Raw genomic sequence first — 19112 nt, forward strand, 5'->3', positions numbered from 1 at the left:
GCTATGTCTGACGACATGTCTATGGGTTTGCCTTCGTCAGCGGGCGAACAAGGTGTACTACGTTCCATGCAGGAGGTTGCGATGAGCTCCCAGGAAGCAAGCAAGATGCTACGCACATACAACATTGCCTGGTGGGGCAATAACTACTATGACGTCAACGAGTTAGGCCATATCAGCGTATGCCCTGACCCGGACGTTCCGGAAGCCCGCGTTGACCTGGCGCAGCTGGTAAAAGCGCGTGAAGCACAGGGGCAGCGCCTGCCTGCGCTGTTCTGCTTCCCGCAGATCCTCCAGCACCGTTTGCGCTCGATCAACGCCGCGTTCAAGCGTGCGCGCGAGTCTTACGGCTATAACGGCGACTATTTCCTGGTCTACCCGATCAAGGTAAACCAGCATCGCCGCGTCATTGAATCCCTGATCCACTCCGGCGAACCGCTGGGGCTGGAAGCGGGTTCTAAAGCAGAATTGATGGCTGTGCTGGCTCACGCTGGCATGACCCGCAGCGTAATTGTGTGTAACGGCTACAAAGACCGTGAATACATTCGCCTGGCGCTGGTGGGTGAGAAGATGGGCCATAAGGTCTATCTGGTGATTGAGAAAATGTCGGAAATCGCCATCGTACTGGAAGAAGCCGAGCGATTAAACGTCGTGCCGCGCCTTGGCGTGCGTGCGCGTCTGGCGTCGCAGGGTTCCGGTAAATGGCAATCCTCCGGCGGTGAGAAATCCAAATTTGGCCTCGCGGCGACGCAGGTGCTGCAACTGGTGGATATCCTGCGTGAAGCCGGGCATCTCGACAGCCTGCAACTGCTGCACTTCCACCTGGGTTCACAGATGGCCAATATTCGCGACATCGCCACCGGCGTGCGTGAATCGGCGCGTTTCTACGTTGAACTGCACAAACTGGGTGTAAACATTCAGTGCTTCGACGTCGGTGGCGGCCTGGGCGTGGACTACGAAGGAACGCGTTCTCAGTCTGATTGCTCCGTTAACTACGGCCTGAACGAATACGCTAACAACATCATCTGGGCGATTGGCGATGCCTGTGAAGAGAACGGCCTGCCGCACCCGACGGTGATCACCGAATCGGGCCGTGCGGTAACCGCGCATCACACGGTGCTGGTGTCGAACATCATCGGCGTTGAGCGCAACGAATACACCGAGGCGACCCCGCCTGCGGAAGATGCGCCGCGTGCGCTGCAAAGCATGTGGGAAACCTGGCAGGAGATGCATGAACCTGGCACGCGCCGCTCGCTGCGTGAATGGCTGCACGACAGCCAGATGGACCTGCACGACATTCACATCGGATACTCCTCCGGGGCGTTCAACCTGAAAGAGCGCGCATGGGCAGAGCAGCTTTATCTGAACATGTGTCACGAAGTGCAGAAACAGCTCGACCCGAGCAACCGCGCGCATCGCCCGATTATCGATGAACTGCAAGAGCGTATGGCGGATAAAATTTACGTCAACTTCTCTCTGTTCCAGTCGATGCCGGATGCGTGGGGTATCGACCAGCTCTTCCCGGTGATGCCGCTGGAAGGCTTAAACCAGGTACCAGAGCGCCGCGCGGTGCTGCTGGATATCACCTGTGACTCCGATGGCGCTATCGATCATTACGTCGATGGCGACGGGATTGCTACCACCATGCCGATGCCGCAGTATGACGTGGACAACCCGCCGATGCTGGGCTTCTTTATGGTTGGCGCGTATCAGGAGATCCTCGGCAACATGCACAACCTGTTCGGTGATACCGAAGCGGTTGACGTGTTCGTCTTCCCTGACGGCAGCGTGGAAGTTGAGCTGTCTGACGAAGGCGATACGGTGGCGGATATGCTGCAATACGTGCAGCTTGATCCCAACACGTTGCTGACTCAGTTCCGTGATCAGGTGAAAAACACCGGTCTGGACGAGGCGCTGCAACAGCAGTTCCTGGAAGAGTTTGAAGCGGGGCTTTACGGGTATACGTACCTGGAAGACGAGTAAGTTTGCGCGGGCGTTGCCCGGTGGCGCTACGCTTACCGGGCCTACAAGTACTACACTCACTTGAACCCGCGCAAAATAACGGCGATAATTTGCCCCAACAAGCTGTAACTCAAATCAATCCCTTCCTCGTCGGGCCTAACGACGCGGAAGGGATTTTTTTTTACCGACTTTAGATGAGGTCATAGCCATGAGTACCTTAGGAAATCAGTACGATAACTCCCTGGTATCTAACGCATTTGGTTTTTTACGTCTGCCGCTGAACTTCCAACCCTATGACAGCGACGCCGACTGGGTGATCACCGGCGTACCGTTTGATATGGCGACGTCAGGTCGCGCTGGTGGTCGTCATGGCCCGGCGGCGATCCGCCAGGTGTCGACCAACCTCGCCTGGGAGCACAACCGCTTCCCGTGGAACTTCGACATGCGTGAACGCCTGAACGTCGTGGACTGTGGTGACCTGGTGTATGCCTTTGGCGATGCCCGCGAAATGAGCGAAAAATTGCAGGCGCACGCGGAAAAACTGCTGGCTGCGGGTAAACGCATGCTCTCTTTCGGCGGTGACCACTTCGTCACGCTGCCGCTGCTGCGCGCGCACGCCAAACACTTCGGCAAAATGGCGCTGGTGCATTTTGATGCCCACACCGACACCTATGCGAACGGCTGCGAATTCGACCACGGCACCATGTTCTACACCGCGCCGAACGAAGGTTTGATTGACCCGAACCATTCCGTGCAGATTGGTATCCGTACCGAGTTCGATAAAGACAACGGCTTCACCGTGCTGGACGCCTGTCAGGTGAACGATCGCACCGCCGATGACATCATCGCGCAGGTGAAAAAGATTGTCGGTGATATGCCGGTTTATCTGACCTTTGATATCGACTGCCTCGACCCGGCGTTCGCGCCAGGAACCGGTACGCCGGTGATCGGCGGCCTGACCTCTGACCGCGCCATCAAGCTGGTGCGCGGCCTGAAAGATCTCAACATCGTGGGTATGGATGTTGTGGAAGTGGCCCCGGCCTACGATCAGTCTGAAATCACCGCCCTGGCAGCGGCGACCCTCGCACTGGAAATGCTCTACATCCAGGCCGCGAAAAAAGGCGAGTAATCCGTTACGCGCTGACCGCTGCTGCGCGACGCATGCGCAGCAGCAACATTCCCCCTGCCAGCAGCGTCACGATTTGCGACGCCACCAGAACCGAAAACCCTGCGCTCACCGACCCTGCATATTTCATCACCACGCCCATCAGGAGCGGAATAAACGCCGCGCAAATATTGCCAATCCCGTTAATGATCCCATAGGCGCTGCCCACCGCGTCGTGCGCCGCGTGATGCTGCACCACCGCCGGAATGGCTGCCCCCTGTAATCCCCAGAAAATATTCGCTGAGAGTAAAAACAGCCCCAGCATGGCGGGTTGATGGCTGAGCATGAGCGCCAGCACCGAGCAGGCCGTCAGCGCGCCGCCGGTGACGAACAGCAGCGGGGCCTGTTCCGGGCGCAGTTTATCGAGGAGAACGCCGCCTAAAAATTTTGACCCGAGACTCAGCAGAAATGGAATGGCGGCCAGAAAGCCCGTCGCGTGCAGAGAAAAGTGATGCTCATCGCGCAGCCACGCCGGAAGCCACGCACTGCTGCCCCACAGATAGCTCAACGTGGCAATCTCAACCAGCAGGATCCAGCCGAGCAGCGGCGTGCGCCAGGCCAGCATAAAAGTCTCGCTCAACCCCTTTTTAGTGGTGCGATTCGCTTTCTGCGGCGCAGGTAAAAAGCGATAAATTAGCCCGCCGCCAAGCAGCAAATTCAGCGCAGCAAGCGCATAAAATGAGCCCATCCAGCCCAGATGTTGCATCAGAAACGTGACCAGCGGGAAGCCAACGGCCAGCCCGAGCGATACGCCCAGGGCGCTTACGGCATTCGGTTTGCCAATCTCCTGCGCGGCAAAGTGGTCGCTGATGTAGCGCGTCTTCAGTGAAAAGAGCGGCCCTTCAGCAATGCCGAGGATCACGCGCGCGATAAGCATGCCGAACAGCGATCCGAGCAGAGGGGAGATAGCGCAAACCAGCGCCCAAACCGCGATGCTGATCAACAGTCCCTGGCGGTAATTGAGTTTACTTTCCATTACCGGAGTTAATAGAAGTGCCGACAATCCATAACCCAGGAGAAAGAATGTCATTAACATTCCTTGTAACATTCTGTTTTCATTTATATGAAAGTGATTGACGAAATCGGCATTGAGAATCATCACCGAGATATTTACTCTATCGACATAAGAAATCACAATTAGAAACAATAACGCGATGACGCCCTGCCAGCGTGCTGAAATCATCTCATTTCTCCTGCCAGTAATGTTATTTATTATTTTGTATTTATAGTTTCATTGTGAAAATGTATCACCAGTGAAACTCATTGATATTAATGGTTAATTTATTTTCGAGTTTCACCTGTGAAACTGAGTGGTGAAGCCTTGTGCTATTTATTAATAATCCCATAAAGTAAAAGTCAATATCTTTGAAAGTGAAAACCACGCTATTTATAAAACCGATTCTTTCCGCCTTCATAAATCACAATTTCATATCGATGCAGTTTTTCGTGATCGATTACACACTTAGCTAATTAATTGCATAGCACTTAACAAAAACGTCACATTTGCGCTTGACGAAAGATTCACCGCTTTTATATTGAGCGTATTAAATAAGAAACACAGTTTCATATATGAAACAAAAGCCTGGAGGAATGCGATGAGCTGGATAGGCGTATGTGACGCGGAGCAGGTACAGGAAGATTTCCCTTATAGCGGCAAAATTGAAGGTAAAGAGATCGGTATTTATCTGGTCGATGGCGAGTTTTACGCGCTGGAAGACGTTTGTCCTCACGCTTACGCGCTGTTGAGCCAGGGGTTTGTCGAAGACGGCAAAGTGGAATGCCCGCTGCATGAAGCGGTGTTCGACGTTAAAACCGGCCAGTGTCTGCACGGGCCCGGTGGTCGCAACCTGAATCGCTACCCGGTACGGGTATTCGAAAACCAAATTCAGATCACTTTCATTGAGGAGACCGTGGCATGAGCGAAACTCTGGATTTCAACCCGGCGTTGCCGGAAAGCCGCCAGTTTACCCCGCCCGCAGAAGGCGGTAACGGCAACATTCACAAGCCGGGTGATTACCAGAATATCATCTGGCAAACCCGCAGCCGCGTGCCGGAGAACTGGGAGCTGCTGCTGATTACCGCGCTGGAAGAGTTGTTCGAGCAGGGCGTGGAGACGCTGCCGGAACTGGTCAACGGGCTCAACGCGATTCGCATGTACGACCAGCAGGGCGCGCCATGGAGCGATGACAGCTTCCAGGCATTCTTACAGGTTAACGGTTACTGAGGGGGGGGTGATGACAACAACAGTACAGAGCTATCTCGATAAAGGGTTGCGCGGTTTGTGGTATCCGGTGCTGGCGAGCTGGGAAGTGCAGTCCGCGCCGGTCGGGATCACCCGCCTGGGCGAACAAATCGTGGTGTGGCGTAACAAAGATGGTCAGGTACAGGCGCTGGAAGATCGCTGCCCGCACCGTGGCGCGCGTCTGTCGATGGGCTGGAACCTTGGCGACCGTATTGCCTGCTGGTATCACGGTGTGGAAGTGGCGGGCAACGGTGAAGTGAAAGACGTTCCGGCGGTGGATCGCTGCCCGCTGGTGGGCCAGCAGTGCGTGCGCAGCTACAACGTGCAGGAAGCGCACGGCGCGATTTTCCTGTGGTTTGGCGTCACCGCTGACCAACAGCCGGAAGAGCTCACCTTCCCGGAAGAGCTGGCGGACACCGAAAGCTACAGCAACTTCCTCTGTTCTGCCGCGTGGAAATGCAATTACCAGTACGCGCTGGAAAACGTCATGGACCCGATGCACGGCACCTACCTGCACTCGTCTTCGCACTCGATGGCGGAAGGCGATCGCAAAGCCGACATGGTGCTGCAACCGACCCAAACCGGCTTCATCTTCGAGAAAAAAGGGCAGAGCGGTGTCAACTTCGACTGGGTTGAGCTGGGCAACAGCGGCACTTACTGGATGCGCCTCTCGATCCCGTACAAACGTCGTTTTGGGCCGGGCGGTCATTTCTGGATTGTCGGCATGGTGGTGCCGGAAGATAACGACAACTGCCGCGTCTTCTTCTGGCGTATCCGTCGCGTACAGGGCTGGCAGCGCGATCTCTGGCGTTTTATGTACCGCAACCGCCTGGAGAAACTGCACTGGGAAGTGCTGGAACAGGATCGCGTGGTGCTGGAGAGCCTGGCGCCGAACGCCCGCGATCATGAATATCTCTATCAGCACGATGTCGGCCTTTCCCGCCTGCGCCGCATGATGCAGAAAGCAGCAAAAGAACAGCTGGCGACGCGCGACGCGCAGCAGGGAGCGGCCTGATGCACGGCTTACTCGACGGCAAGCGCATCGTGGTGACCGGCGCGGCACGTGGGCTCGGTTTTCACTTTGCCAAATCTTGTGCAGAGCAGGGCGCGATGGTTGTGATGTGCGACATCCTCGCCGGTGAGCTGGCGGAAAGCGCGCACAGCCTGCGTGAGCAGGGCTACCGTATTGAAGATTACGTGATTGATTTAGCCGACAGCGCGTCTATCGACGCTACGTTTGCCGCCATCGCAGAAAGTGGGGCGATTGATGGGCTGGTGAATAACGCGGCGATGGCGACCGGCGTCGGCGGTAAAAATATGATCGACTACGATCCTGATCTCTGGGATCGGGTGATGAACGTCAACGTCAAAGGTACCTGGCTGGTGACACGCGCCGCCGTGCCTCTGCTGCGCGAGGGATCGGGGATCGTTAACGTGGCCTCGGACACCGCGCTGTGGGGCGCGCCGCGCCTGATGGCCTACGTTGCCAGCAAGGGCGCGGTGATTGCCATGACCCGTTCGATGGCCCGTGAACTGGGCGAAAAACGTATCCGTATCAATGCGATTGCGCCGGGGTTGACGCGCGTGGAAGCGACGGAGTACGTGCCTGCTGAGCGTCATCAACTGTATGAAAATGGCCGGGCGCTGGCGGGCGCGCAGCAGCCAGAGGATGTCACCGGTAGCGTGCTGTGGCTGTTGAGCGATCTCTCCGGGTTTGTTACCGGGCAGCTTATTCCGGTCAACGGCGGCTTTATTTTTAACTGAACAGGGCGGAGGCAGTATGGCGAACGAGCACGAAATCAAGTACCTGGTGCCCGGTCTGGAGCGCGGTTTACAGCTGCTGCTGGCCTTTGGTGAACAGCACCGCGACCTGACCTTCGCTGAGCTGCATCGTCTGGTGGATATGCCGAAAGCGACGGCTTACCGCGTCGTTCAGACGCTGGAGTACATGGGGTTTCTGGAGCGCAACCCGCGCACTAACACCTTCTCGCTCGGCATGAACGTGCTGCGTCTTGGCTTTGAATATATCGCCTCGCTGGATGTGGCCCAGGTTGGGCAGCCGGTGATTGAGCAACTGCGCGACAGCAGCCAGTGCAGCAGCCATCTGGCGATCCGCGACGGGCGCGACATTATCTACATCGCTCGCGTCAGCGCCGCCGGCTCGCGTATCAACCATGTCAGTATCGGCACGCGTTTGCCGGTGCACTGCACATCGCTGGGCCGCATGCTACTGACGGATGTCTCGCGCAGCGAGTTTGAACAGATTTTCCCGAACGAACGCTTACCGGGAAATACGCTGGGCCAGCCGCATGACCGGGAAGCGCTGTGGCAAATGGTGCAGCAGGATAAAGCGCGTGGTTATGTCATTGGCGAATCATTCTTCCGCGAAGGGATCTCCTCCATTGTCTATCCGGTTTACGACCGCAGCGGGCGCGTAGCGGCGGTAGTAAGTATTCTGGTGCCCTCGGAACAGGTGCCGCAAACCGATCGCGATCGGTTGCAAAACGACGTTCGCATGGCGGCGGACAAAATCTCTGGCTTTTTAGGGTATCTGTCACAAGCCAGTTAAATCAAACAGTTAGATGCAGGCGCTGAGCGGCGTCGGGCATGCTCTACGCCCAAATCAGGGCATAGCGTGGCAAAGAGGCAACGAACCATGAGTGTAATCGGAATTGAAAAGCTGGAGTTTGGCGTCGATGACGTGGCCCACAGCGCGAAATTTATGGCTGATTTTGGCCTGAAGGGCGATGCCAGCGGGCGTCGTTTCACCACCCTGAGCGGTGCGAGCGTGGAGCTGAATTCGCAGAACGCCCCCGCGTTGCCGGACGCTTTTGAAGCGGGCAACACATTGCGTCGCATGACCTGGGGCGTGGCGAGCCAGGCGGAACTGGATGCGCTGCGCCCGAAGCTTGCCAGCCAGCCGGGTTATCGTGAGGTGGACGGTGCGCTGGAATGCCGTGACCCGAACGGCATGACCCTGCGCGTGCAGGTCAGCCAGCAGCAGCCGGTTGAGCTGAACGTTGAGCCGATTAACCAGTGGGGCGATGCACGCCGTATCGACACACCCAGCCCGGTTTACGATCGTGCGGAGCCGATTAATATCGGCCACGTCGTGTTCTTTGTTGAAGAACTGGCGGCGGTGGAGAAATTCTACCGTGAAGTGCTGGGCTTCCAGGTCTCTGACCGTTACATCAACCGCGCGGTATTCCTGCGTTGCCAGGCGCGCGGCGGCCATCACAATCTTTTTCTGCTGCAATTGCCCAACCGCAAGCGCGGGCTGAATCACGTCGCTTTCACCGTGCGTGACATCCACGAAGTGATCGGCGGCGGCATTGCCATGAACAAACATGACTGGAGCACCTTTATCGGTCCCGGCCGTCACCCGGTCTCTTCTGCCTATTTCTGGTACGTGAACAGCCCAACCGGCGGCGCGTTCGAGTACTACACCAACGACGACTACCTCACAGAGAAGTGGCAGCCGCGCGAGCTGGAGCATTCGCTGGTCTCCTTTACCGAGTGGGCGGTGGAAGGCGGTATCGACCACGACACCCGCCGCCAGCAGAAGAAGCCGGAGGCGGTATGACGGTGCGCATCGTGATTATCGGCGGCGGTCAGGCGGGCGGCTGGGCGGCGAAAACCCTGCGCGATGACGGTTTCGACGGTGAGATTTGCGTAGTGGCACAAGAGGAGTGGGATTTCTACGAACGCCCGCCACTGTCAAAAGCCTCGCTGCTGGAAGCGTCCCCGACGCTACCGCGCCTGTTCAGCGAGGAGGCACAGCAGGCGCTGAACCTGCGCTGGTATCGCCCGCTTCGCGCGCAGAATATTGATCCACAAGCAAAAACCGTTGCGTTGAGTAACGGAGAGTCACTGAGCTACGACCAGCTTTTGATCGCCACCGGAGGCCGGGCGCGCCTGCCGGGAGACGCGTGGGCGACGCATCCGCAGGTGTATACCCTGCGCCACTGGCAGGATGCGCAGCGTCTGAAAAAGCGCCTGGCACAGAGCCAAACGCTGGCGATTATCGGCGGCGGCTGGATTGGCCTGGAGATTGCCGCCTCGGCGCGCAAAAGCGGTATTGCGGTCACTCTGTTTGAACAACAGCCCGCGCTGTGTATGCGCTCAGTCAGCGCGGAAGTTTCCGCTGAACTGCTGGCGCTGCATCAGCAGCAGGGCGTGGATGTGCGCACCGGGTGTGGCGCTATCGAACTGGATGGCGGCGATGAAAACGCGGTGATCCACTGCGACGGCCAGCGTGAGATCTTCGACGCGGTGGTGGTGGGGATCGGCGTCGATCTCAACCTGGAGCTGGCACGCGATGCCGGGCTGAAAACCGATCGCGGTATTGTGGTCGATGCGCAGGGACGCACGTCAGATCCGGCAATCTTCGCCGTGGGCGATGTGGCGCAGCACGCGTGTTACGGTCTGTGCGTGCAGTCATGGGCATTTGCGCAGAATCAGGCGGTGGCGACGGCCAAAGCGATGCTGGATACCAACGCACCCGGTTACGACGACGTGCCGTGGCTGTGGTCGGATCAATACCAGCACAATATTCAGATCCTTGGCATTCCGCAGCCGAACAGCCGGACGGTGGTTCGCCGGGAAGAAAAAGGACCGATTTTCTTCTCGCTCAACGCTGACGGTACGCTGAATCAACTGGTGGCGTTTAACGATCCGCGCACCGTTAAGCTTGCGAAACGCTGGATGGCGAGCGGGCGCGATCTGAACGCCGAGCCATTGGGCGATCCCGCATTTTCACTGATGTCACTACGCTAACCGCGACGTAACCCTCAGGGGGGAACATGAGCACATTAGAGAACAACACCGCGCCCGTTGAGGCGCGCGGTGAGGGCGTCTTCACGCCTGAAACGACCGTTCGCTGGGCTATTCCGCTGTCGCTGCTGGCCTGCGTCCTGTTGGCGTTTTTCGACAAAATCAGCATTGCCGCACTCTTTTCCGACAGCCATTTCCAGCAGGCGATGGGAATCGACTTTGACACCACGCGCCTCGGCATTCTGATGAGCGCGTTCCTGCTGAGCTACGGTTTTTCCTCCGTACTGCTGAGTGGGTTGGGCGACAAAATCGCACCGCTGCGTCTGCTTACCGGGATGATGGTGGTGTGGTGCGTGCTGATGGTGATGATGGGCTTTACCCATAACTATACGCTGATGGTCACGCTGCGCATTCTGCTCGGTGTGGCGGAAGGGCCGCTGTTCCCGCTGGCGTTCGCCATTGTGCGCCACTCCTTCCCGCAGCATTTGCAGGCGCGCGCCACCATGCTTTGGCTGCTCGGCACGCCCGTGGGCGCGGCAATTGGCTTCCCGCTTTCCATCTGGCTGCTCAATACCTTTGGCTGGCAGAGCACCTTCTTCACCATGGCGCTGCTCACCATCCCGGTGTTGATTCTGGTGCGCATTGGCCTGCGTGGCGTGCAGCTGGAGGCGAAACAGGCACCGACGCAACAGTCGCAGCTAACGCGTCGGGCGGCGCGTCAGGAGTTGTTTGTCAGCACTCACTTCTGGATGATTTGCGTCTTTAACATCGCCTTCCTGACCTATCTGTGGGGCATCAACGGCTGGCTGCCTGGCTACCTGATTAAAGGTAAAGGCATTCACCTGGAGCATGCGGGCTGGCTGTCGTCGATGCCGTTCATCGCCATGCTACTGGGCGAGGTGATTGGCGCGTGGCTTTCCGATCGCGTCGATAAACGCGCCGCCGCCTGCTTTATCTCGATGGCGGGGGCGGCCATTGGCCTGACGGCGGTCATGCATCTGGATACGCCGCTGACCATCATCGCCGCCATGAGCTTCAGCACCTTTATGTGGGGCGTGGGCGCGCCGAACATTTTCGCCCTGCTGGCAAAAGCGACCCATCCACGGGTGAGCGCCACGGCGGGCGGTATTTTCAACGGGCTGGGAAACTTTGCCGGGGCGTTGTCGCCGGCGGTGATGGGGGCGCTGATCGCCTTCACTCACAGTATGGATTCCGGGCTGATCTTTCTGGTGGTGATGGCGACCGTAGGGTGCGTCCTGTTACTGCCGCTGCTTAAACGTTACTGAGGAGTGTGTCATGTCTGATTCAACCGTAAGCGCGAAAACCGGCATCAAGCCAGAAAATCTGAGCATGGAAGAGTGGGTGGAGTCGCGTATTGCCCGCTTTGAAGGCCGTAAATATGACTGGAACGCGCTGAAGTTCCAGGCCGATTTTGACCCGAAATATCGCCGTGCGCAGATGCGTTATATCGGTACCGGGGCGACCGGCGTCGCCAGCGATACCAACACCGTTGCGGCGGAACACTTTACTTTCTCCACCATGGTGCTGCCGTCGAAATGCGAAGGCCCGCTGCATCTGCACGATGACGTGGAAGAGGTCTTCTTCATGCTGAAAGGGCAGATCACCCTGATGATTCAGGATGGTGACAACTACACCGAAACGGTGCTGCGCGAGCGCGATCTCATCTCCGTTCCGGCGGGGATCTATCGCGGCCTGTTTAACCACGGCGAAGAAGAAGCGCTGATGTGCGTGATGCTCGGCACCAAAAAGCCCGAAATCCCAACCTATCCGGCAGACCATCCGCTGTCGAAAGTGAAACGTAACTAAGGAATGACGATGACGGGTTTTCGTGAACAGGGCCATGGCGTGCCGGTGATGCTGCTGCATGGCATCAGCTCCGGTGCCGCTTCCTGGCATAAGCAGATGGCGCTGCCGGGCTGCCGCGTGCTGGCCTGGGATATGCCGGGTTATGGCGAAAGCCCGATGCTGGCAACCGAGCGGGCGAATGCGGGCGACTACGCCGATGCGCTTGCGCTGTTGCTTGACCGTGCTGGCGTCTGGCAAACGGTGCTGGTGGGGCATTCGCTGGGCGCGCTGGTCGCCAGCGCGTTTGCTGCGCGTTACCCCGAACGGGTAGTGCATCTGCTGCTGGCTGACCCGGCGCAGGGTTACGGCAACGCGACGGCGGAAAAGCGCGAACAGGTGTGGCGCAGCCGGGAACAGCAAATAGCGATGGGCGGCGAGATCCTCGCGCAAACCCGCGCGGCGGCACTGCTGCAACCGGCGGCATGCCAGGACGATGTGGCGACGGTGGCGGCAGGGATGCGACGTCTGCGCCCGGAAGGGTATCTGGCGGCGGCGTGGATGCTGGCGCACGACGATATTCACCGCTGGCTTGAACAATACGGCGGTGCGTTCAGCGTGTGCTGCGGTGAGCAGGACACCATCACGCCACCGGATGCCGCGCAGGCGCTGGCCGCACGTTACGGCATGCCGTACACCGTCGTTCCTGCGGCCGGGCATGCCAGCTATCTCGATAACGAAACGACATTTAATCAATGGCTTTTGCAGGCAATGGAAGAGGTGCGCGATGAATGCACAAATTGAAGGGCGTGTAGCGGTAGTCACCGGGGGATCGTCGGGGATCGGTTTTGAAACCCTGCGCCTGTTACTGGGTGAAGGCGCAAAAGTGGCGTTTTGTGGCCGCGATGCGGACAGGCTCGCCAGCGCGCACGCCGCGTTGCTCAACGAATTTCCGCAGGGTGAGGTTTTCTCTGCCTGCTGCGATGTACTGAAAGAAGAGGATGTGCAGGCGTTCGCCGCCGCCGTTGAGGCGAATCTGGGCCGCGCCGACATGCTGATCAACAACGCCGGGCAGGGCTTTGTCGCCCATTTTGCCGACACTCCGCGCAGCGCATGGCTGCATGAGGCCGAGCTGAAATTGTTTGGCGTCATCAACCCGGTGCAGGCGTTTTTAAGCCAGCTGGAAGCGTCGGATATCGCGTCGATCACCTGCGTGAACTCGCTGCTGGCGCTACAGCCGGAAGAGCACATGATAGCCACCTCGGCTGCGCGCGCCGCGCTGCTGAACATGACGCTCACCCTGTCGAAAGATCTGATTGAGAAAGGTATCCGCGTAAATTCCATCCTGCTGGGGATGGTGGAATCTGGCCAATGGAAGCGCCGCTATGAGCAGCGCAGTGATAAAAGCCAGAGCTGGCCGGAGTGGACCGGTGATATCGCCCGTAAGCGCGGTATTCCGATGGGCCGTCTGGGCAAACCGCAGGAGCCCGCTCAGGCGCTGTTATTCCTGGCGTCGCCGCTGGCCTCGTTCACCACCGGGGCCGCGCTGGATGTCTCCGGCGGTTTCTGCCGTCACCTTTAAGGAGCAATGATGAAAAAGGTCATGTTAATTGGCTACGGCGCGATGGCGCAGGCGGTGATCGAACGTTTACCTGCCAACGTGGCGATCGGCTGGATCGTGGCGCGGGAATCACATCATCAGGCGATCCTGGCGCGTTTTCACGGCGAGGTTACCCCGCTGGTGGATCCGCTGGCATGCGATGCTACGCCGGATCTGGTGCTGGAGTGCGCCAGCCAGCAGGCGGTGGCGCAGTACGGCGAAGCGGTCCTCAAACGTGGCTGGCACCTGGCGGTTATCTCCACCGGTGCGCTGGCCGATAGCGAACTTGAACAGCGGCTGCTGAATGCGGGGGGGAAATTAACCCTGCTGGCAGGCGCGGTGGCGGGCATCGACGGTTTATCGGCGGCAAAAGAGGGCGGCTTGCAGCGCGTGACCTATCAGTCGCGTAAAAGCCCGGCCAGCTGGCGTGGGAGCTACGCCGAGCAGTTGATTGACCTGGCGACGGTGCAGGAAGCGCAAATCTTTTTCGAAGGCAGTGCGCGGGAAGCCGCACGCCTCTTCCCGGCAAATGCCAACGTGGCGGCAACCGTGGCGCTGGGCGGCGTGGGAATGGACGACACCCGCGTTCAGTTAATGGTTGATCCGGCGACAAAACGTAACACCCATACCCTGCACGTTGAGGGGCTGTTTGGCGAATTCCACCTCGAACTCAGCGGCCTGCCGCTCGCCAGCAACCCGAAAACCTCCACGCTGGCGGCGCTGAGTGCGGTGCGCGCCTGCCGTGAACTGGCTCAGTGCTAAGAGGCTGATATGCAAGAACTCTCTATTTTTGTGGGCGGAGCCTGGCGACGCGGTAACGGTGACGCGATGCAGAGCACCTTCCCGGCGGACGGTTCGCTGAACGCCACCCTCAACGCCGCCAGCATCGACGATCTGAACGACGCGGTGAAAAGCGCCGAGCGCGCCTGGCGTGACCCGGCATGGCGCAATGCGCTGCCGCATCAGCGGGCAAAAGTGCTGCACAAGGTCGCCGATATTATCGAATCGCGCGTAGATGAACTGGCCCTGATGCAAAGCCGCGACAACGGCAAACCGTTGCCGGAAGCGCGTGGCCTGGTGCTGAGCGCGGCGGGAACGGCGCGTTATTTTGCGGCGGCCTGCGAACTGCTGGAAGGCGAGCTGCCGACCCCGCGCATGGCGGAGGTATTAACCCTCAGCCGCTATGAACCGCTGGGCGTGGTGGCGGCCATTACGCCGTGGAACTCGCCGATTGCCAGCGAAATGCAGAAGGTCGCTCCGGCGATTGCGGCGGGCAATGCGGTGATCCTCAAACCGGCGGAGGCCACGCCGCTGATGGCGCTTGAACTGGCACGTATTTTTGAACAGGCAGGGCTGCCTGCCGGGCTGTTGAGCGTGTTGCCGGGGAAAGGCTCGGTGATTGGCGATGCGCTGGCGCGCCATCCCTTGATTCGCAAAATCTCTTTCACCGGCGGCACGACTACCGGGCGGCATCTGGCGCACGTGGCGGCGGAAAAACTGATCCCCGCTTCGCTGGAGCTGGGCGGAAAATCGCCGACTATCGTGCTGGAAGATGCCGATATCGAACAGGCGGCGCGCGGCATTTGCTACGGCATTTTCAGTTCGGCAGGGCAGGCGTGTATCGCCGGTTCGCGTCTGTTTATTCACGAATCCGTTTATCAACCGCTAATGGCGCGGCTGCTGGAATTAACCCGTGGGCTGCGCGTTGGGCACCCTCATCAGGAAGGCACGCACATTGGGCCGCTGATTAACGAAAAGCACCGTAAAAGCGTGATGGATTACGTCGCGCTGGCACAGAAAGAGGGCGGGCGCGTGCTGTGCGGCGGTGAAATTCCCGCAGACCCGGCGCTTGCCAGTGGCAGCTATTTCCAGCCGACGATTATCGACGGCCTGAATTATCAGGCGCGCGTCTGTCAGGAAGAGATCTTCGGCCCGGTGCTGGTGGCCATGCCGTTTGCCGACGAAGAGTCGCTGATTTCTGAGGCAAACGCATCGGTTTACGGGCTGGCGGCGGGTATCTGGACACGCGACACCGGGCGAGCGCTGCGCTTAAGCGAGCGGCTGGAAGCGGGCACGGTGTGGATCAACACCTACAAAGTTTTCGCCATTTCGACCCCGTTTGGGGGCTTTAAAGAGAGCGGTCTGGGCCGCGAAAAGGGTATTCAGGGGCTGAAAGCCTGGATGCAACAAAAGAGCATTTATCTGGCGACGGGCAATAGCGTCAACCGCTGGTGCGACTAAGAATAAGGGTGAGTTATGAGTGAAATGATTACCGTCGGCGAGGCCATTGCCAGAACGCTGGAGCAGTATCAGGTAGACGCTATCTACGGCGTTATCTCTATCCACAACCTGCCGATTGCCGATGCCGTTGGGCAGCGTGGCAATATCCGTTTCGTCCCGGCGCGCGGGGAAGCGGGATCGGTGACGATGGCGGATGCGCACGGGCGTTTTTCCGGGCTTGGCGTGGCGCTGACCAGCACCGGCGCAGGCGCGGGCAATGCCGTTGGCGCACTGGTCGAGGCGATGAACGCCTGCACGCCGCTGCTGCATCTGACCGGCCAGGTAGAAAAAGCCTGGCTCGACGCGGATACCGGGTTTATTCACGAGACGCGCGACCAGCTGACTTTTCTGAAGGCCAGCTCAAAACGCGCCTATCGCATCAGCAATGCCAATCAGGCGATAGCGATTCTGCATAAAGCGATTCAGGACGCGCAGACCCCGCCGTGTGGCCCGGTGTCGGTGGAAATTCCTATTGATATTCAGGGCGCGAAAATTCCCGCTTCGCTGGTGACGGCAGCAGTGCGTCCGGCGACGCCTGCGGCGGTGGATGCCGCAACCGTTGATGCGCTGTGGGCGCAGCTTAAGCAGGCGAAGCAACCGCTGCTGTGGTTGGGCGGTGGGGCGCTTTCGAGCGCGGCGGCAGTTAAGAAGCTGGCGGATGCCGGGATGACGGTCATTTCCAGCACCCATGCTCGCGGTGTGTTGCCGGATAATCACCGCGCCAGCCTGCGCGCGTTCCATAACTCGCCTTCCGTGGAAGCCATTATGGAAAGCTGTGATTTCACGCTGGTGGCGGGCTCGCGCCTGCGCAGTAACGAAACCCGCTCCTGGACGCTGACGCTGCCGGAACCACGCGTGCAGATTGATATCGACCCGGCGGCGGCAAGCCGGAATTACCTGATGGATCAGACGATTATCGCCGACTGCGGCGCATTGCTGACGGCGTTAGCCGCGAAAGCCCAGGGGCGTGAATGGGGCAACAGCGCGTGGGATGAGCAGGTGCAGCAGGCGGTCGTGGCGGCAGAGCAGGGGTTGCGCGAGCAGTGTGGCGCCTATGCTGGCCTGAATGATGCCATTGAACATGCGTTGCCGGACGACGGCATTCTGGTGCGGGATATCACCGTTTCCGGCAGCCTGTGGGGCAGTCGTCTGTTCCGCGCCCATCAGCCGCTGAAAAACATCCACTCCCTCGCCGGGGCGATTGGGATGGGGCTGCCGATGGCGATTGGCACCGCAATTGCGAATCCGCAGCACAAAGTGGTGGGGCTGGTAGGCGATGGTGGCCTGAGCCTGAATCTGGGCGAACTGGCGACGCTGGCGCAGGAAAAAGCCAACGTCACGCTGCTGATTATGAATGACGGCGGCTACGGCGTGATGCGCGGTATTCAGGATAAATACTTCGGTGGTCGCCAGTACTATAACGAACTGCACACGCCGGACTTTACCGCGCTGGCGCAGGCCATTGGCTTACAGGCGTGGACGGTGAACCGTGCGGAAGATTTCCAGGCTGCGATGACCGAAGCGCTGGCGATGCCGGGGCCGTCGGTCGTGGAAGTGCGAATGGGCGAGATTGGCGCGCTGCGTTTTGCCGGGCCGCCGCAGAAGACGTTGTATTAAAAGATAAAAAGCCCGGTGGCGCGAACGCTTACCGGGCCTGGACACTCATCTGTAGGTAGGCCGGATAAGGCGTCAGCCGCCATCCGGCGTTACACACGTCAGAATACGTTGAACGGATACTCAACGTACACGCGAACTTCGTTCCCGCTCACGTTATAGTCGCTGGCGTTGTTAGAGACGCGCAGTACGGAGTAACGGACTTTGAATTTCAGATCCTTCGCCACGCCGTCCTGAACCTGGTATTGCACCTGGTTGAACCACTCGTGTTCTTTACCGTTGCTGGTCTGCGAGGTTTTGATGTTATCGCCGCGCACGTAAGCGGTGGTCCAGCTCAGGCCCGGCAGACCGAGACCCGCGAAGTCCAGGCCGTAAGATGCCTGCCATGAACGTTCGTCTTCACCGTTAAAATCAGACCAGTAGGAGTTCGCCAGCCAGATGGTGTTGCCACCATCACCCACGCCGCCCTGATTACGGTAGCCGCCGTAGTTATAGCCCGTGCTGCCGCTGCTCTGCTGATAAGCGATTTTAAAGGTATGAATATCCCAGATATAGCTGGCTGCCAGGCTCCAGATGCTGTTGCTGCGGCCCGTATCCAGCGATTCAGCATAGCCTGGGGTGAGGCGAGAGTTATAACCGTTGAAATCAAGAACCAGCTGCTGGCCGGTGCTGAACGGTTGTTTGTAGTTCAGGCCCAGGTACTGTTTGTTCATCACATCTTCAATGTGAGAGGCATAGATTGCCCCGCTGAACTGGTCGTTGAACTGATAGCTCGCGCCGCCGAAGGAGATGCTTTCGAGGCCGGAGTTATGGCTATCGTCACTCTTACGCTGTTCGTCGGTGAAGTAACCGGCGTTCACTTCCAGGCCGTCGATCTCTTTAGAAGTCAACAGGGTACCGGTGTAGGTTTCGTATAACAGACGAGAATCATCCGCCGTCAGAATCGGCAGCGCCGGGCGCTGGGTACCGTAGCTCAGCACGGTATTCGAGAAACGCGCTTTGACCGTCGCGCCAAATTTCGCGAGGTCTGATTTCGCGCGGCCATCGTTATCCTGAGCGAAGAAGTCGATCCCGCCCGCGCCGCTGCGGCCACGGCCACCGTCCAGACGCACGCCATACTGCGCAATACCGTCAACGCCAAAACCTACCACACCCTGGGTGAAGCCAGATTCAAAGGTCGCGACAATGCCCTGACCCCATTCGGCTTTATCTTTCAGCCCATCCTGGTAATCACGGTTGATATACGCATTGCGCAAAAATACATCTAAATGGCTGTCATCGACAAAGCCCTGGCTTTCAGATTGCTGGCTGGCAAATGCAGGTGTAGCGGCGATCAGGCCTAATGCAATTAACGATAATTTATTTTTCACGGCGGGAACGTCTCTGTCTGTCTATATTAAAAGTTGTGAGTTCTTCGCGATATTCTCCTGAATGAATAACGATTGCAATCATTATGTGTGTAAATGTTTCTTCACTATTGCCGGGTATGTCAGGCCACGACTGGCAAGGCTTACAGGGGATGGACTATGGATTATATGGCATTGGTTTATTCTCAAGGAGAGAATGAACAGGAAGTTTGTAAATGACAAAATAAATATCTTTTGAAACGCGATCTTTTGAAATTATTTATTTGGCGATTTTCAGTTATCGTTAGCAAATCGTGCTGTTTAATTAGC

18 protein-coding genes are annotated in these 19112 nt (G+C 58.4%); 16 read left to right on the forward strand and 2 right to left on the reverse strand.

Features of this window, described 5'->3' with window-relative positions:
• Window positions 1–3 precede the first annotated feature (3 nt).
• The gene (gene speA / locus G163CM_RS21950; RefSeq protein WP_015963076.1) at window positions 4–1980 is read left to right on the forward strand and encodes a biosynthetic arginine decarboxylase; all 1977 of its coding nucleotides are present in this window, start codon (window positions 4–6) and stop codon (window positions 1978–1980) included.
• A 187-nt stretch (window positions 1981–2167) separates the two neighbouring features.
• Window positions 2168–3088, forward strand: a complete 921-nt coding sequence (gene speB, locus G163CM_RS21955) for an agmatinase (RefSeq protein WP_231826281.1) — start codon at window positions 2168–2170, stop codon at window positions 3086–3088.
• Between the two features lie 4 nt (window positions 3089–3092).
• Here the strand turns inward: speB and G163CM_RS21960 are convergent, their stop codons facing one another.
• A complete protein-coding gene (locus G163CM_RS21960) occupies window positions 3093–4304 on the reverse strand; it encodes an MFS transporter (RefSeq protein ID WP_231828410.1) in 1212 nt (403 codons plus the stop codon).
• Between the two features lie 415 nt (window positions 4305–4719).
• Here G163CM_RS21960 and G163CM_RS21965 point away from each other — a divergent pair, with 415 nt between their 5' ends.
• From G163CM_RS21965 to G163CM_RS22030, 14 genes are all read left to right on the forward strand, one after another.
• On the forward strand, window positions 4720–5043 hold the full coding sequence (locus G163CM_RS21965; RefSeq protein ID WP_231826282.1) for a Rieske (2Fe-2S) protein: 324 nt from the start codon (window positions 4720–4722) through the stop codon (window positions 5041–5043).
• A complete protein-coding gene (locus tag G163CM_RS21970; protein ID WP_015963080.1) occupies window positions 5040–5348 on the forward strand; it encodes a recombinase-like helix-turn-helix domain-containing protein in 309 nt (102 codons plus the stop codon). The genes G163CM_RS21965 and G163CM_RS21970 overlap by 4 nt, the downstream gene beginning before the upstream one ends.
• 10 nt (window positions 5349–5358) lie before the next feature.
• Window positions 5359–6381 (forward strand): aromatic ring-hydroxylating oxygenase subunit alpha, encoded by a 1023-nt coding sequence (locus G163CM_RS21975; RefSeq protein WP_015963081.1) that lies wholly within the window; start codon window positions 5359–5361, stop codon window positions 6379–6381.
• Window positions 6381–7130, forward strand: coding sequence for an SDR family oxidoreductase (locus tag G163CM_RS21980; RefSeq protein ID WP_231826283.1), 750 nt, complete (start codon window positions 6381–6383; stop codon window positions 7128–7130). The genes G163CM_RS21975 and G163CM_RS21980 overlap by 1 nt, the downstream gene beginning before the upstream one ends.
• 16 nt (window positions 7131–7146) lie before the next feature.
• Window positions 7147–7935, forward strand: coding sequence for an IclR family transcriptional regulator (locus G163CM_RS21985; protein WP_108475824.1), 789 nt, complete (start codon window positions 7147–7149; stop codon window positions 7933–7935).
• A gap of 87 nt (window positions 7936–8022) precedes the next feature.
• The gene (locus G163CM_RS21990; RefSeq protein ID WP_231826284.1) at window positions 8023–8949 is read left to right on the forward strand and encodes a VOC family protein; all 927 of its coding nucleotides are present in this window, start codon (window positions 8023–8025) and stop codon (window positions 8947–8949) included.
• The gene (locus tag G163CM_RS21995) at window positions 8946–10142 is read left to right on the forward strand and encodes an NAD(P)/FAD-dependent oxidoreductase (protein WP_231826285.1); all 1197 of its coding nucleotides are present in this window, start codon (window positions 8946–8948) and stop codon (window positions 10140–10142) included. Before G163CM_RS21990 ends, G163CM_RS21995 begins: the two co-directional genes overlap by 4 nt.
• A 26-nt stretch (window positions 10143–10168) precedes the next feature.
• The gene (locus G163CM_RS22000) at window positions 10169–11425 is read left to right on the forward strand and encodes an MFS transporter (protein ID WP_231826286.1); all 1257 of its coding nucleotides are present in this window, start codon (window positions 10169–10171) and stop codon (window positions 11423–11425) included.
• A gap of 10 nt (window positions 11426–11435) precedes the next feature.
• On the forward strand, window positions 11436–11966 hold the full coding sequence (locus G163CM_RS22005) for a cupin domain-containing protein (protein ID WP_015963087.1): 531 nt from the start codon (window positions 11436–11438) through the stop codon (window positions 11964–11966).
• Window positions 11967–11975: 9 nt separating this feature from the next.
• On the forward strand, window positions 11976–12746 hold the full coding sequence (locus tag G163CM_RS22010) for an alpha/beta fold hydrolase (protein WP_231826287.1): 771 nt from the start codon (window positions 11976–11978) through the stop codon (window positions 12744–12746).
• Window positions 12730–13524 (forward strand): SDR family oxidoreductase, encoded by a 795-nt coding sequence (locus tag G163CM_RS22015; protein ID WP_231826288.1) that lies wholly within the window; start codon window positions 12730–12732, stop codon window positions 13522–13524. The genes G163CM_RS22010 and G163CM_RS22015 overlap by 17 nt, the downstream gene beginning before the upstream one ends.
• Window positions 13525–13533: 9 nt before the next feature.
• Complete coding sequence (locus tag G163CM_RS22020) at window positions 13534–14304, forward strand: aspartate dehydrogenase (protein WP_015963090.1); 771 nt, start codon at window positions 13534–13536, stop codon at window positions 14302–14304.
• Between the two features lie 9 nt (window positions 14305–14313).
• Window positions 14314–15783: an aldehyde dehydrogenase gene (locus G163CM_RS22025; protein WP_231826289.1), complete on the forward strand. Its 1470-nt coding sequence runs from the start codon at window positions 14314–14316 to the stop codon at window positions 15781–15783.
• Window positions 15784–15798: 15 nt separating this feature from the next.
• Entirely contained in the window at window positions 15799–17439 is a 1641-nt protein-coding gene (locus G163CM_RS22030) for a thiamine pyrophosphate-binding protein (RefSeq protein WP_231826290.1), read from the forward strand.
• A gap of 98 nt (window positions 17440–17537) precedes the next feature.
• On the opposite strand, the gene G163CM_RS22035 is transcribed toward G163CM_RS22030, so the two are convergent.
• Complete coding sequence (locus tag G163CM_RS22035) at window positions 17538–18806, reverse strand: OprD family outer membrane porin (protein ID WP_015963093.1); 1269 nt, start codon at window positions 18804–18806, stop codon at window positions 17538–17540.
• Window positions 18807–19112 lie beyond the last annotated feature (306 nt).

The organism is Pseudocitrobacter corydidari (genome assembly GCF_021172065.1).
Classification (GTDB): domain Bacteria; phylum Pseudomonadota; class Gammaproteobacteria; order Enterobacterales; family Enterobacteriaceae; genus Pseudocitrobacter; species Pseudocitrobacter corydidari.